15 protein-coding genes are annotated in these 15,455 nt (G+C 52.0%); 7 read left to right on the forward strand and 8 right to left on the reverse strand.

The features are described 5' to 3' along the window. Window positions 1-58: 58 nt before the first annotated feature. Together LCS67_RS11705 and dcp are read right to left on the reverse strand one after the other, a co-directional pair. Window positions 59-241, reverse strand: coding sequence for a general stress protein (locus tag LCS67_RS11705; RefSeq protein ID WP_000807642.1), 183 nt, complete (start codon window positions 239-241; stop codon window positions 59-61). A gap of 344 nt (window positions 242-585) precedes the next feature. Further along, window positions 586-2,628 (reverse strand): peptidyl-dipeptidase Dcp, encoded by a 2,043-nt coding sequence (gene dcp / locus LCS67_RS11710; RefSeq protein ID WP_000106280.1) that lies wholly within the window; start codon window positions 2,626-2,628, stop codon window positions 586-588. A 138-nt stretch (window positions 2,629-2,766) separates the two neighbouring features. On the opposite strand from dcp, the gene ydfG reads away from it, so the two are divergent. The 3 genes from ydfG to ydfZ all read left to right on the forward strand — a co-directional run bounded on the left by ydfG (window position 2,767) and on the right by ydfZ (window position 4,714). Then, window positions 2,767-3,513: a bifunctional NADP-dependent 3-hydroxy acid dehydrogenase/3-hydroxypropionate dehydrogenase YdfG gene (gene ydfG / locus LCS67_RS11715; protein ID WP_000636564.1), complete on the forward strand. Its 747-nt coding sequence runs from the start codon at window positions 2,767-2,769 to the stop codon at window positions 3,511-3,513. A 129-nt stretch (window positions 3,514-3,642) separates the two neighbouring features. Then, window positions 3,643-4,329 carry a GntR family transcriptional regulator gene (locus LCS67_RS11720; protein ID WP_000215562.1) on the forward strand — a complete coding sequence of 229 codons (687 nt, stop codon included), beginning with the start codon at window positions 3,643-3,645 and terminating at the stop codon, window positions 4,327-4,329. Window positions 4,330-4,510: 181 nt separating this feature from the next. Then, window positions 4,511-4,714 (forward strand): putative selenium delivery protein YdfZ, encoded by a 204-nt coding sequence (ydfZ, locus tag LCS67_RS11725; protein ID WP_000989267.1) that lies wholly within the window; start codon window positions 4,511-4,513, stop codon window positions 4,712-4,714. Between the two features lie 66 nt (window positions 4,715-4,780). Here the strand turns inward: ydfZ and LCS67_RS11730 are convergent, their stop codons facing one another. The 5 genes from LCS67_RS11730 to LCS67_RS11750 form a co-directional block, all read right to left on the reverse strand. Continuing rightward, window positions 4,781-6,247 (reverse strand): mannitol dehydrogenase family protein, encoded by a 1,467-nt coding sequence (locus LCS67_RS11730; RefSeq protein ID WP_031568988.1) that lies wholly within the window; start codon window positions 6,245-6,247, stop codon window positions 4,781-4,783. Between the two features lie 143 nt (window positions 6,248-6,390). Next, window positions 6,391-7,770 (reverse strand): MFS transporter, encoded by a 1,380-nt coding sequence (locus LCS67_RS11735; protein WP_000192119.1) that lies wholly within the window; start codon window positions 7,768-7,770, stop codon window positions 6,391-6,393. A 53-nt stretch (window positions 7,771-7,823) separates the two neighbouring features. Beyond that, window positions 7,824-8,843, reverse strand: a complete 1,020-nt coding sequence (locus tag LCS67_RS11740) for a Zn-dependent oxidoreductase (protein ID WP_000836487.1) — start codon at window positions 8,841-8,843, stop codon at window positions 7,824-7,826. A gap of 10 nt (window positions 8,844-8,853) precedes the next feature. Beyond that, complete coding sequence (rspA, locus tag LCS67_RS11745) at window positions 8,854-10,068, reverse strand: starvation-sensing protein RspA (protein ID WP_000706271.1); 1,215 nt, start codon at window positions 10,066-10,068, stop codon at window positions 8,854-8,856. Between the two features lie 121 nt (window positions 10,069-10,189). Continuing rightward, the gene (locus tag LCS67_RS11750; protein WP_000921387.1) at window positions 10,190-10,516 is read right to left on the reverse strand and encodes a YnfA family protein; all 327 of its coding nucleotides are present in this window, start codon (window positions 10,514-10,516) and stop codon (window positions 10,190-10,192) included. A gap of 152 nt (window positions 10,517-10,668) precedes the next feature. On the opposite strand from LCS67_RS11750, the gene LCS67_RS11755 reads away from it, so the two are divergent. Then, entirely contained in the window at window positions 10,669-11,010 is a 342-nt protein-coding gene (locus tag LCS67_RS11755) for a DUF1283 family protein (protein WP_001066440.1), read from the forward strand. Window positions 11,011-11,045: 35 nt separating this feature from the next. Then, window positions 11,046-11,606: a spermidine N1-acetyltransferase gene (speG, locus tag LCS67_RS11760; protein WP_000199997.1), complete on the forward strand. Its 561-nt coding sequence runs from the start codon at window positions 11,046-11,048 to the stop codon at window positions 11,604-11,606. Window positions 11,607-11,646: 40 nt separating this feature from the next. On the opposite strand, the gene LCS67_RS11765 is transcribed toward speG, so the two are convergent. After that, entirely contained in the window at window positions 11,647-12,357 is a 711-nt protein-coding gene (locus LCS67_RS11765; protein WP_000743122.1) for a YnfC family lipoprotein, read from the reverse strand. A gap of 103 nt (window positions 12,358-12,460) precedes the next feature. Between LCS67_RS11765 and LCS67_RS11770 the strand changes: the two genes are divergently transcribed. Beyond that, window positions 12,461-12,769, forward strand: coding sequence for a DUF1161 domain-containing protein (locus LCS67_RS11770; RefSeq protein WP_000975517.1), 309 nt, complete (start codon window positions 12,461-12,463; stop codon window positions 12,767-12,769). Window positions 12,770-12,925: 156 nt separating this feature from the next. After that, window positions 12,926-15,364 carry a selenate/tellurate reductase subunit YnfE gene (gene ynfE, locus LCS67_RS11775; RefSeq protein ID WP_023230776.1) on the forward strand — a complete coding sequence of 813 codons (2,439 nt, stop codon included), beginning with the start codon at window positions 12,926-12,928 and terminating at the stop codon, window positions 15,362-15,364. Window positions 15,365-15,455: the final 91 nt, after the last annotated feature.

A 15,455-nucleotide genomic window follows, 5' to 3' on the forward strand; every position in this document is an offset into this window, starting at 1 on the left:
TGGCCCGCATCGTATGCGCAATATTTTAGAATATATTTACGAAATATCAGGAGTAAAATTAATTGCCGGATTTCCGTCCGCCACTGTGGCTATTCTGGCCACCTTTTTTACCCGCTTCAGATGCACGCTGTGGGTCGTTTTTAAAGTTCCCACCGCTATGCTGGCCGCCTTTACGACCTGCTTCTGAGGCTTTCTCTTTATCTTCTGCAAAATTACCGGAACCGCCGCGATGTTCTGCCATAATATAATCCTCATGATGATGTTGCGTTTTAAATATGATATGTCTTCTCATATCATGTGATACAGTTCTAAATCTAGTCGCCCTGTGCGCAGTGTCAAATTCATTTCTGCATTATTTACATAACGCCGATACATGGCGGAAAATATATTTTTTGAAAACATCAACAGCGAAGCGGTAATAAATCTTTGGCAATCAAGCCACCACGGAAAAATAAGTAGAAAAATCCGAATGCACGCCCTTGTTATATTCAGACAATTTAACCCCATAAATTTAACTGGCTGTCATCAGAAGTGCAGGATTCATTTTCAGGCGGTTGTTCGACAGTGCCGAACAACCGTATCAGCTTAGCGATCGAGCCCACGATATTGTAACATGGGGTCAATATGCGGTTCATGTCCACGCCAGGCTGAATAAAGCGTTTCTAAATCAGTACTATTCCCCCGGGAAAGGATAGCATCACGAAAACGCTGCCCGTTTTCACGCGTCAGGCCGCCCTGCTCTACAAACCATTGATAACCGTCATCCGCTAACATTTGCGTCCACAGGTAGGCGTAGTATCCCGCTGCGTAGCCGCCGCCGAAGATATGGGCAAAATAACTGCTGCGATAGCGGGGCGGCACTGCCGGTAAATCAAGATGCTCGGCGGCCAGCGCCTGCTGCTCGAACTCAGCGACAGACTGCTCTGCTACGCTCTCCTCCAGCATATGCCAGCGCATATCCAGCAATGCGGCGCCGAGCAATTCAGTCATATCGTAACCTTTATTAAATAAACTCGCCTTGCGCATTCTTTCCTGTAAATCAGCAGGCATTTTTTCACCGCTGTCGACATGACGCGCGTAGCGTTCGAACACACGCGGATGGCTCGCCCAATGCTCATTAATCTGGGAGGGAAACTCAACAAAGTCGCGGGGCGTATTGGTACCTGAAAGCGTGGCATAGCGTTGGACGGCAAACAAACCATGTAGCGTATGACCAAACTCATGGAAGAGCGTAATAACGTCGTCCCAAAGCAGTAATGCAGGCTGCCCATCAACCGGTTTCTGATAGTTACAAACATTGTATATAACGGGCCGGGTTTCGTTGAGTGTGGATTGCTCGACAAAATTCCCCATCCACGCGCCGCCGCTTTTCGAGTCCCGCGCGAAGAAGTCGCCATAAAATAACGCCATGCCGACACCATCGGAATCGAAAATCTCCCACACCCGAACATCAGGGTGATACACCGGAATGTCAAAACTCTCGACGAAGGTGATGCCGAATAGCTGGTTGGCGGTCCAGAAAACCCCCTCTTGCAACACCGTATTTAAGGCAAAATAGGGCTTCAGTTGCGCTTCATCTAACGCATATTTTTCCCGCCGTACCTGTTCGGCATAGAACATCCAGTCCCAGGCCTGAACGGTGTAGCCGCCCTGCTCACCATCAATGACGTTCTGAATTTCCGCCTGTTCATTGAGTACACGCTGACGCGCTGGCGGCACAATGCCACGCATAAAGCTCAGTGCGGCTTGCGGCGTTTTCGCCATCTGATCGGCCATTTTCCATGCGGCATAATTGGGGAAACCCAGCAGTTTTGCCTGACAGCGACGAATCTCTACCAGACGCTGAACGATAGCGCGGGTATCGTGGGCATCTCCTTTTTCCGCCCGAGTCCATGACGCTGCGAATAAATTTTCGCGGGTCTGGCGATCGCGCAGCGTAGCAAGCGCAGGCTGTTGCGTCGTATTAAGGAGCGGAATGAACCAGCGCTCCTCCTGGCCTTTTTCACGCGCCGCTTCAGCAGCGACGGTCATTTCTTCCGGGCTTAATCCTGCCAGGCAATGCGCGTCATCTACCGCCAGCCCGCCCGCTTTACTTGCCGCCAGCAGACGCTGATTAAACTGGCTCATTAAGGTCGCGGATTCAGTATTCAATACCTTCAGTCGCGCTTTATCCTCTTCGGCCAGCTGCGCGCCTGCCAACACAAAACGCTGATGGATCACATCGACCAACCGTAGCGACTCATCATCCAGCCCCAGTGAGTGACGCTGTTGCCAGACGGCATCCACGCGAGCGAATAACGCGCTATTCAGATAAATATCGTTGGAGAGCGTCGCCAGCTCGGCAGAAAAGGCCTCATCCAACCGCTGGAGTTCATCGTTAGTGTGCGCGGCCGTCATCGCGAAAAAAACGCTGGTGACGCGTGACAGAAGCGCCCCGCTTTGCTCCAGCGCCAGAAGCGTATTCGTAAAATCAGGGGCCGCCGGATGATTGACGATGGCCTCGATTTCCACGCGTTTTTGCCGCACGCCCTCATCAAAAGCAGGACGATAATGGCAATCTTTGATCCGATCAAAACGCGGTGCCTGATAAGGCAACATACTCTGGTCTAACAAAGGATTCGTCGACATTTTTCACTCCTGAAAATAGGTTGATCATAAGAGTAAGCTTCCCCCTATGCTGACCGCAACCGTGTTAACCAGGATTACCCTTTCATAAACGCCGCGTGCTATGGTAATACAACACAAAAAGCGTTGAGGAACTGTGTGATGATCGTTTTAGTAACTGGAGCAACCGCAGGGTTTGGCGAGTGCATTGCACGCCGTTTTGTTGAGAATGGACATAAAGTCATTGCCACGGGACGTCGTCATGAACGCCTGCAAGCGTTAAAAGATGAGCTTGGCGAGAACGTATTGACCGCCCAACTGGACGTGCGCAACCGCGCGGCCATCGAAGAGATGATGGCCTCTCTGCCTGCGCAGTGGCGCGATATTGATGTGCTGGTCAATAACGCCGGTCTGGCGCTGGGTCTTGAACCGGCGCATAAAGCCAGCGTAGAAGACTGGGAAACTATGATCGATACTAATAATAAAGGCTTAATTTATATGACCCGCGCCGTGCTGCCAGGAATGGTCGAACGTAATCGCGGTCATATCATTAACATCGGTTCAACCGCCGGCAGTTGGCCTTATGCTGGTGGCAACGTCTATGGCGCGACGAAAGCCTTTGTGCGCCAGTTTAGCCTGAATTTGCGCACGGATTTACACGGCACGGCGGTTCGCGTGACCGACATTGAACCGGGTCTGGTTGGCGGTACCGAGTTTTCCAGCGTCCGTTTCAAAGGCGACGATGAGAAAGCGGGTAAAACCTACGAAAATACCACCGCGCTCACGCCAGAAGACATTACCGAAGCGGTATGGTGGGTGGCCACACTCCCCGCGCATGTGAATATTAATACCGTTGAAATGATGCCTGTTACCCAATCCTTCGCAGGGCTCAGCGTCCACCGTAGCTAAGGGGTTATACCCGGTCTGCGGGCCGGGTAATCCCTGACAAACGTATCTGCAACCAGAAACATGATCGGTATAGACCACCACGGAAAAGTGGTAGAGTATCCGGGTCAACCGCCTAAAAAGTAAGAATGAATGACCGTCGAAACGCAGCTTAACCCTACACAGCCTGTCAACCAGCAAATTTACCGTATTCTTCGGCGTGATATCGTGCATTGTCTGATCCCGCCTGGCACGCCGCTATCAGAAAAAGAGGTCTCAACCCGTTTTAACGTTTCGCGTCAACCGGTGCGCGAGGCTTTTATAAAGCTGGCGGAAAATGGGTTGATTCAGATCCGCCCTCAGCGCGGTAGTTATGTGAATAAGATTTCGCTTTCTCAGGTACAGAATGGCTGTTTTGTACGGCAGGCGATCGAATGCGCGGTGGTCCGCCGTGCGGCGGCGATGATCACCGACAACCAGTGCTATCAGCTGGCGCAAAACCTGCACCTGCAACATATTGCCATCGAGCGCAAACAGATTGATGATTTTTTCCAGCTTGATGACGATTTCCACCAAAAGCTGGCGCAGATCGCCGATTGCCAGTTAGCGTGGGATACCATTGAAAATATCAAAGCGACAATCGACCGGGTTCGCTATATGAGTCTGGATCATGTTTCTCCGCCGGAGATGTTGTTGCGCCAGCACCATGATATTTTCTCCGCGCTGGAAAATCGTGACGGCAATGCGGTTGAGAGCGCAATGACCCAGCATTTGCAGGAAATTAGCGAATCCGTTCAGCTTATCCGTCAGGAAAACAGCGGCTGGTTTAGCGAAGACTAACCCCCTTTTAACGTCGGGGTGAGACGCCTTCTCCGCTTTCTCACCCTGCACATTCCCGCCTAAAAAGCCGTGAGCTTGATCAAAAACAAAAAAAATCCGCAACGAGAAGCGTATTTATATGTCGCCCGTCATGCGGGGAAACCTGCGGGCTTTGGCTGTAAGTTTGAAAGGAGAAAACACCATGATGACATACGATCGTAACCGTAACGCAATCACTACCGGTAGCCGGGTCATGATAAGCGGCACGGGTCATACCGGGATTATCAAAGCCATTGAGAGCGAAGGTCTGGATGCAGGTCAAATTCGCCGCGGCAAAACGGTGATTGTCGAAGGTTGTGAAGGTAAATTCGCGCCGGTCGAACTGATTCGTCTTGGCATGAACTGATACCACTGGCCGCTAAGAACCGCCCCGGCCTTCCCGGTAGCATAATGCTACCGGGTCTCTGTTGCGCTATTTCAACCGCTCGGCATATTTCGCCACGCTCGCTTTCGCGCCATATGTCAGTAAACTGTCATAGGCTTCTTGCACTTTTTGCGTAAACCGCGCCGCCTGCGGCAAATCGTTGCCGAAAATTTCAGCCATTCCCAGCAGCGCCTTAACACGACTTGCGCCTTCTTCACTGTTTGCCACGGCGCGCTGAATAACCGGCAATAGCGGATCGCTAATGTCGATCGCCTTGCCCTGCTCATCCACGCCGCCAACGTAACGCATCCACCCCGCCACGCCCAGTGCCAGCAAATCAAAATCGCTATGATTAGCAAGATGCCAGCGAACGGAGTCCAGCATACGCTGCGGAAGTTTCTGGCTACCATCCATCGCAATCTGCCAGGTACGATGACGCAGCGCCGGATTACGGTAACGCGCAATCAACTGATCGGCATAACGCTGTAAATCTACCCCCTGGACTTTCAGCGTTGGCGCCTGCTCGCGTAACATTAACGCCTGCGCGGTCAGACGATAGTTGTCGTCATCCATACAGTCATTAATATGCTGATAGCCGGCAAGATACCCCAGATAAGCCAGGAATGAATGACTGCCGTTAAGCATCCGCAGTTTCATCTCTTCAAACGGAACCACGTCGGCGACCAACGTCGCGCCCGCGTTTTCCCACTGCGGACGACCCGCCACAAACGTATCTTCTATCACCCACTGGCGAAACGGTTCACAGGCAACGCCCGCCGGATCGCGCACGCCGGTCAGTTGTTCGATTTTATCCAGCGTCTCCGGCGTGACCGCAGGGACAATCCGATCAACCATGGTTGACGGAAATGTCACGTTTTGCTCGATCCATATCGCCAGTTCCGCATCCACCTCCCGGGCGTAAGCCGTCACAACCTGACGCGTCACATGCCCATTTTCCGGCATGTTATCGCAGGACATCACGGTAAATGCCGGTAAGCCTGCGGCTTTACGACGCGCTAACGCTTCGACAATAATACCCGGTGCCGTTAGCGGTTGATGCGGATTTTGCCGGTCGGCGGCAATCATGGGATGCTCCAGCAGAAGTTGGCCCGTGGCTGGCGAATGACAATACCCTTTCTCGGTAATGGTCAGAGACACAATCGCTATTTGCGGTTCGCACATCGCCGCCAGCACACGTTCCAGACCATCAACCTGGACATGCAACGCCGCTTTGACGACGCCCACCACACGCGCCGTCCAGGCATCCGCCGACATCTCCGCCACGGTATAGAGGTTATCCTGCTGCTTTAGATCGGCAATCTGCTGTTCGCCGCCAATAAGATTAACCTCATAATAGCCCCAGTCGCTATGCTGCTCCGCAGCCAGAATATCTGTATAAACCCCCTGATGCGCGCGATGAAACGCGCCAAAACCGAGATGGACCATCCGCGCCGCCAGCGCCGCGCGATCGTAATCAGGAAGCGTCGCCTTTGCCGATAAAAGCCTGTTTTGCATTTTATAACCTCTATATTCTGAAAGCGGAACAGTCGCAGAGTAACGCCTGCCCTGGTGCATTTGGATTTACGCTAATTAAACAAAAGTGACCGGACAGCATGGCCGAAACCGTATTAGCGTTCCGGCCATACCGCCGACACGATTTAACTCGTCTGAGTTGCGGAGTGGCGTAACTTCTCTGCCGCTGTCGCTTCCGCCGCATCCTCAGGCAAGCTCAGATCGCGATCTCTGACCTCCGGCATCAACAGCGCAGAAATCAGACCAATACACGAGTAGAGCACCAGCATAATTAAGATGGGCAGCCAGGAATCGGTCATGTTACAAAAGATTCCTGCGAGGACGGGGCCAAAACCGACCGCCACCAGCCCCCCTGCCTCTTTTGAAATCGCCATCCGGGTGAAGCGATTACGCGATCCGAAAATTTCCGCCATGGTGATGTTTTCCAGCGCAAATAATCCCAGCACGGCAAAGTTATGAATAACAATGAGCGCCGCCATAATTACGCCAGGGCTATACGTTTTATCTACCACAATAGACAGCATCGGCCAGGCGAGAATAATCGCGGAGATATTCAATATTATATACGGCAGCCGACGACCGTATTTATCGGACAACCACCCCAAGAGTGGGATAGTGATAAACCCAATTACGGAACTTATCATTAACGCATCGGTTGGGATAGATTTGTTAAATAATAACGTCTGAACTAAATATCCGGCAAGGAAGGTTTGAATAAGCCCGGAATTCCCCGCCTGCCCAAAACGTAAACCGGTGGCCAGCCAGAAAGATTTGCTGGTAAACATCGCGCCCAATGTATTTTCTGACGCAGACGTTAACGCTGGCGATTTTTCGCCTTCGCTTACTTTTTCGAATACCGGACTTTCTTTCAGATTCATTCGCAGCCAGATCGCGAATATCATGACAACGACGCTCGCCAGGAAAGGAATACGCCATCCCCAGGCGATCAGCTGTTCGCGTTCAAGCGCAAAGAACATCACCGCCCAGATCGCCGTCGCGCTCAACGTACCGCAGTTGGTGCCCATCGCAACCAGCGAGGAAATGATGCCACGCTTTCCTTTCGGCGCATACTCGGCCAGCATGGTACCCGCGCCGGAAATTTCCGCCCCGGCGCCCAGCCCCTGTATAATTCGCAATGTCACCAGTAATACTGGCGCAAAAATGCCGATTTGCGCATACGTCGGCAGTACGCCAATCAGCGTGGTGCAGATCCCCATCATGGTGATGGTAATAAACAACACTTTTTTTCGTCCGATGCGGTCGCCCATTTTACCAAAAACAAAGGCGCCGATGATTCTGGCTATATAACCTGCACCATAGGTGCCCATTGCCAGGATAAGCGCCATCGCGGCAGACTGTTCCGGAAAAAATATCTCATGGAAGACCAGAGCCGCGCCTAGTGAATATAACTGAAAATCCATAAATTCAAGCGCGGTGCCTAACCAGCCAGATACGGCAGCGCGCACTAAATCCTGAGTCGATCGTTCATGCTTTATTTGTGTCATATAGGCAATCTCTAAGAGGTAAGATGCGTACCACTTACTCGCAATTATTTATATTATTTCGCAAACGTGAGTAAGACTTTGCAGCATTGACGCTGGTCTTTCTCGAAAAGCTCAATCGCGTCGGTGACATGTTGATAATCAAATGTATGCGTTATCAGCTTATCCGGATCAATAAGCCCTTTATTCAGCCAGTCAATCACGACCGGGAATTTATTGGCATTAAGACGCGATGAATAAATAGCCAGCTCTTTTCCGGTAATACCCTGCTGTACAATCTCACACGGGTCGCTGGAAAATCCCATCAGGACAATGCGTGCCGCAGGCGATGCAAGGGTAATCGCCTCTTGCAGGATAGCGGGATGACAGGCGGCATCGACAATCAAGGTCGGTTTTAGCGCCTTCTGCTGTAGAAATTCCGCCAGTGAATGTTGACCATTATTGAGGGTCCAGTCAGCGCCGCTCTGCTTCGCCATCGCTAAACGCTCTTCAATGCGATCAACGACTATGACCGTTTTAACCTGATAAACCCCCTTCAGCGCCTGTACGGTCGTCAGTCCCATCGGGCCTGCGCCATAGATAAGCGCCACGTCCTGCTCGGTTGGATTCACCTGCCCCGTCACATTTGCCGCAATGGTAAACGGCTCAACCATGACGGCATGATGATCTGCGATGTTGTCCGGTATGCGATGAGCATTACGGGCCGGCGCCACCGCATACTCGCTGAAACCGCCGTCACGATGCACGCCCAGCACCACCAGCGAGGTACACACATTGGGTTTACCGACTGAACAAGGGTAACAATGCCCGCAACTGATCACCGGATCGACGGATACCCGTTCTCCTATCCGGTCGTGATTGACGTTGTCGCCTACCGCGTCGATGACACCGAAAAATTCATGGCCTATGACACGGGGATATTTTGCAAAGGGATTATGTCCCCGATAAATATGACTGTCGGAACCGCAGATACCCGCCAGTTTCACTTTAATACGAACTTCACCCGGCGCAGGCTGCGGAAGCGCGCGCGTTTCGATAGTTAATGTATTCGGTTTTTCGATTACGATGCTTTTCATTTTTCGCTCCTTACCAGTTCCACAGTGTGCCGTCTTCCAGGCGGGCCACCGGCAAATAGGCTGGATCGTACGGATATTTCGCCGCCAGTTTTTCATCGAACTCAATGCCCAGACCTGGCTTGTCGCCCGGATGCATATAGCCGCCCTCGAACGTCCAGTTATGCGGGAAAACCTCCAGCATTTGTTCGGAGTAGCCCATAAACTCCTGCACACCAAAGTTAGGCACCCACAGGTCGAAATGTAATGCAGCGGCCATACAAACCGGCGACAGATCGGACGGCCCATGCGAACCGGTACGCACCTGGTAGAGCGAGGCAAAATCGGCAATGCGGCGCATCCCGGTAATACCACCAGCATGGGTAAGCGTGGTGCGGATATAGTCAATCAATTGCTCTTCAATGAGCTGTTTGCAATCCCAGATACTGTTAAAGACTTCGCCTACCGCAATCGGCGTGACCGTATGCTGGCGGACGAGGCGGAAGCACGCCTGATTTTCAGCCGGCGTCGGGTCTTCCATCCAGAACAAACGATAGTCTTCAATACTTTTGCCAAAGCGGGCAGCCTCAATAGGCGTCAGTCGGTGATGCATATCGTGCAGAAGATGTTCATTAAACCCGAACGTATTACGCACGGCGTCAAACAGCTTTGGCGTAAAATCGAGATACTTTTCCGTTGACCACAATTGTTCTTCCGGCCACTGGCCTTTTGTCGCGGGCTCATAGGCCAGCCCCTTGCCTTTCGCCATGCCGTAGGTGGTTTTCATCCCCGGAACGCCGCACTGCACGCGGATTGCTTTGAACCCTTGCTCTTTATGACGCGCGTAGTCTTCCAGCACATCGTCGATGGTGTGGCCTGTGGTATGGCAATACACCATGACGCCTTCACGCGAAGCGCCGCCGAGTAACTGATACAACGGCATATTGGCGGCTTTGGCTTTAATATCCCATAGCGCCATATCAACCGCGGAAATGGCGGACATGGTGACAGGGCCACGGCGCCAGTACGCGCCTTTGTAGAAGAACTGCCAGATATCTTCGATGCGGCGAGCATCCCGCCCGATGAGCTGTGGGCACAGGTGATCGGTAAGGTACGAGGCCACCGGGAGCTCGCGTCCGTTCAGGGTGGCATCCCCCAGACCGGTGATCCCGTCTTCCGTGGTTATCTTTAAGGTGACGAAGTTACGCCCTGGACACGTAACAAAAACTTCAGCCCCTACAATCTTCATGTTTATTCCTTACATCGCATTATGGGATGCAGGAAATTTACCCAACTGAGCTACTACCATACAAGTATATTAATGTAAAAAACGCTGCCAGATCACAAAATGTTCTGGTCGCGCGGCAATGTTACGTACGTCCCCATCCGACGACGATAATCAGCATTCCACACAGCGCGATCAGCGCGCCGCACCAGTCATAAACCGTGAGCCGGACGCCATCGACAACACGTAACCACAGGAGCGCAGTACAGACATATACCCCACCGTAAGCCGCATAAACCCGCCCACTCGCCGCCGGATGCAAGGTCAAAAGCCAGACGAATAACGCAAGTGACGCGGCGGCGGGCAGAAGCCACCACATGCTGGCGCCGCGCTTAAGCCATAGCCAGGGAAGAAAACATCCAATGATTTCACAGAGGGCGGTGACAAAGAAAAGCAGAGTCGTCTTTAGCATGAGATTCATTTGGTTACGAAATGATAAGTGATAATACAACAGAATATCGTTACGGTTATCCGGCCATTCTTGTGTATATGCCAGGCATAAGGATTGGTGTAGAATTTACAGGTGGTTTACCGCTTTTTCCCCTCTAATGAAAGGATGTTGTGATGAACAATACGCTGAGCAAACGCCTGTGCCTGACGGCAATGCTTACGTTGGCGGCCGTTGTATATACTACTTCCGCATTCGCTGAAACCAGTAAACTGGTGATTGAATCGGGAGATAGCGCACAAAGTCGTCAGGAAGCGGCGATGGAAAAGGAACAATGGAACGACACTCGCAGTCTGCGTCAGAAAGTGAATACCCGCGCAGAAAAAGAGTGGGACAAAGCCGATGCCGCCTTTGATAACCGCGATAAATGCGAGCAAAGCGCCAACATCAACGCCTATTGGGAGCCCAATACGCTGCGGTGTCTGGATCGTCGTACAGGTCGCGTTATTACGCCCTAATGCAGGATAACTAAAAGGAAGTGTAAGGATACAGTATGACAAGTGACTACAAGGTCAGACTGCGCCCGCTTGAGCGTGAAGATTTACGATTTGTCCACCAGCTTGATAATAATGCTAGCGTTATGCGTTACTGGTTTGAAGAGCCGTATGAGGCTTTTGTCGAACTGTCGGATCTCTACGACAAACACATCCACGACCAAAGCGAACGGCGCTTTGTCGTCGAATGCGATGGTGAAAACGCTGGGCTGGTAGAACTGGTGGAAATTAACCATGTGCATCGGCGGGCGGAATTTCAGATTATTATCTCGCCGGAGTACCAGGGAAAAGGCCTGGCGTCACGCGCGGCCAAACTGGCGATGGATTACGGATTTACCGTACTCAATCTCTATAAATTGTATTTGATCGTCGATAAAGAGAATGAAAAAGCGATTCACATCTACCGTAAACTCGGGTTTAGAGTAGAAGGCGAGCTGATTCATGAGTTCTTCATTAACGGCGAATACCGTAACACCATCCGCATGTGTATCTTCCAGCAGCAGTATCTGGATGAACATAAAACGTCCGGTTCTACGCTCCTGAAACCCACCGCGCAGTAAACGTGGCGCAGTAGTCACGGAGAGTCGCACCGCGCCCGGTTTAGTAGTAATCGATACGATTTTTAATGGTGTAATGGTGGGATACTGCCGGCTTAACGCTCTCATCGACGATAACAAGCCGGCAGTCAACAGGGTTCGCGTACGCATCATATTCGCAGCTCTGTGTGACGTTGCCGACCTGTCGATCATCCACCCGGCTGACTGCCGTGTAATCCAGCTTTTTACGCGGGTCCGCGGAGGGTTTTGCCGTCACAGAGAGCGTATTCTGCGAGTTTATGGTTGTCTTACCTAACGGATAGCCTTCGCTATCATAGCGGTACTCGACCTTCATCTCTTTGCCCGTCGCCGATACCACAAAACCGTTGTCGTCCGTTTCCCAGGTCACACCCGCCGAAGGCAACGCCGCCAGCTGGCACTTCCCCTGTAACTGCACCTTTTTTTCCAGCGTCTGAGCATCCCGGTAATAATTGGCATCCAGCACGAGCGCCAGCCCCGTATTATTCTCCAGATCGTGTAACTCAAGCGTATCAAAACAGCCTTCCTGTGAAAGCGTACCGGTGACCTGCTTCGCCACTTCGCCATTCTCACTCATCAATGTCTGGCTGAAATCCTTTACCGGACCACGTAATGGATCAAAATCAAATTCGTTCGAAAAACTGGCCATTTCCGGCGTAAAAGACTCAAGGGATTTCGGGTTATCACAACCTGCCAGTATCATGCACAATAACGTCAGTAAAAGGGGTTTCTTCACGCGTGTCACCAGGATGAAAAGATATTTATCATCATATTAGCAAATACAGTTATTTACACGAAAAATGCTAAGCTTAGAACATCGTCATTAATCACAGGAGTTCATGATGAAAATCGCAACTGCAATAGCCGCTCTGGCGTTAGTCAGCGCCCCCTCGCTGGTGATGGCGGCACCGGGATCGTGCGAGAGAGTAAAAAGCGATATTGAACAACGTATCATCAATAACGGCGTGCCGGCGGATAATTTTACGCTCACTATCGTTCCTAACGACCAAGCCGATCAGCCGGACTCACAGGTGGTGGGCCATTGCGCGAACGACACGCATAAAATTCTTTATACCCGCACCAGCAGCGGCAATGCGCCAGCCAATACCTCTCCCGCTCAGAACGGTTCATCCGCCGAACCGCAATAACCTCCTCCTGCCCTCCGGGTCCGGAGGGTAACGCTCTTTGACATGGATTAATAATCCTTACTCCCAAAGGGGTAAACTCATTACATCATTAGCATGTTAATAATTTCGTTATAGTCATAAATATATAGCGAAATAATAACGACAATGGAGTGAGTGATGCCCAGAGAAAAGCAACAAACAGGCGTTAGCCGCAGGACGTTAGTGAAATCAGCGGCGCTTGGCTCACTGGCGCTGGCTGCCGGAGGCGTATCTTTACCGTTTGGGATGCGTACCGCGGCCGCGGCGGTGCAGCAGGCCATGCGCAACGAAGAAGATAAAATCGTCTGGGGCGCCTGTTCGGTCAACTGCGGCAGTCGCTGCGCCCTGCGTCTGCATGTAAAAGATAATGAAGTCTGGTGGGTTGAAACTGATAACACTGGCGACGATGTCTACGGCAATCATCAGGTTCGCGCCTGTCTGCGGGGCCGTTCAATCCGTCGGCGCATTAACCATCCGGATCGCCTTAACTATCCCATGAAACGCGTTGGCCGCCGCGGCGAAGGCAAATTTGAACGCATTAGCTGGCAGGAAGCGCTGGACACCATTAGCGCCAGCCTGAAAAAGACCGTAGAGACCTACGGCAATGAAGCCGTTTATATCCACTATTCATCCGGCATCGTAGGCGGCAACATAACCCGCTCGTCGCCTGCCGCCTCGCCGGTGAAGCGTTTGATGAACTGCTACGGCGGTTCGTTGAATCAATACGGCTCATACAGTACCGCGCAAATTTCTTGCGCCATGCCCTACACCTATGGCTCCAACGACGGCAACAGCACGTCTGATATCGAAAACAGTAAACTGGTGGTCATGTTCGGCAATAATCCGGCTGAAACACGCATGAGCGGCGGCGGCATTACCTGGTTTCTGGAGCAAGCGCGTGAACGCTCAAATGCGCGCATGATCGTGATAGATCCGCGCTATACCGATACCGCTGCCGGACGTGAAGACGAGTGGATACCGATTCGCCCCGGCACCGACGCCGCGCTGGTGGCGGGAATTGCCTGGGTATTAATTAACGAAAATCTCGTTGACCAGCCTTTTCTCGACAACTATTGCATCGGCTACGATGAAAAGACCCTTCCGGCTGACGCGCCCCCCAATGGCCATTATAAGGCTTATATTTTGGGCCAGGGCGAGGACGGTATCGCCAAAACGCCGCAGTGGGCATCGCATATTACCGGCATCCCCGCCGATCGGATTATCAAACTGGCGCGCGAGATAGGCAGCGTCAAGCCGGCCTACATCTGTCAGGGTTGGGGCCCGCAGCGTCAAGCGAACGGCGAACAAACCGCTCGCGCCATCGCCATGTTACCGATTCTGACCGGCAACGTCGGCATTCATGGCGGTAATAGCGGCGCACGCGAATCTACTTACACCATTACCATTGAACGTCTGCCGGTCCTGGAGAATCCCGTTAAAACCGCCATCTCCTGCTTTAGCTGGACGGACGCCATTGCGCGCGGCCCGGAAATGACCGCCCTGCGCGACGGCGTACGCGGCAAAGATAAGCTGGATGTCCCGATCAAATTTCTATGGAACTACGCTGGCAACACCCTGATTAATCAGCATTCGGATATTAATAAAACCCATGAAATTCTTCAGGATGAAACGAAATGCGAAATGATTGTGGTCATCGACAACTTTATGACCTCTTCCGCGAAGTACGCTGATATTTTACTGCCGGATCTCATGACCGTCGAACAGGAAGATATCATCCCCAATGATTACGCCGGCAATATGGGATATCTGATTTTTATCCAACCGGCGACGACGCCTAAGTTCGAGCGCAAGCCCATCTACTGGGTACTCAGCGAAATCGCCAAACGCCTCGGCGACGATGTGTATCAGCGGTTTACCGAAGGCCGTACCCAGGCGCAATGGCTGCAATATCTGTACGCCAAAATGCAGGCAAGAGATCCGGCATTGCCCGCGTATGACGAGCTGAAAAAAATGGGCATCTATAAACGCAAAGATCCCAACGGCCATTTTGTCGCCTATAAAAAATTTCGTGAAGATCCGCAGGCCAATCCGTTAAAAACGCCGTCCGGTAAAATCGAAATCTACTCAAGCAAACTCGCTCATATCGCCAGTACCTGGGAGCTGGCGGAAGGCGACGTGATAAGCCCACTGCCGATTTATACCCCTACTTTTGAAGGATGGGACGATCCGAAACGGAGCACCTTCCCGCTACAGCTGTTTGGCTTTCACTATAAATCCCGTACCCATTCAAGCTACGGCAATATTGATGTTCTGCAGGCCGCCTGTCGCCAGGAGGTGTGGATAAATCCGCTCGATGCGCAAAAACGCGGTATCGCGAATGGCGATAAGGTTCGCGTCTTTAACGATCGTGGAGAGGTGCGTCTACCCGCCAAAGTCACGCCGCGTATTCTGCCGGGCGTCAGCGCGATGGGTCAGGGCGCATGGCATAATGCGGATATGGCTGGCGATAAAATCGACCACGGCGCCTGCATCAATACGCTCACGACGCTGCGTCCTTCCCCCCTGGCAAAAGGGAATCCTCAACATACAAATCTGGTGGAAATCGAAAAAATCTAAGCCGCCTGCTCCGGGACGTTTTTACGCGCCCGGAGCTCCCCGTTTTGCGAACACAACAACATTTAAAACTCTTTTTTGGATGAGCATAGTG

It is taken from the genome of Salmonella sp. A7, from assembly GCF_020181675.1.
GTDB classification, from domain to species: Bacteria; Pseudomonadota; Gammaproteobacteria; order Enterobacterales; family Enterobacteriaceae; genus Salmonella; species Salmonella enterica.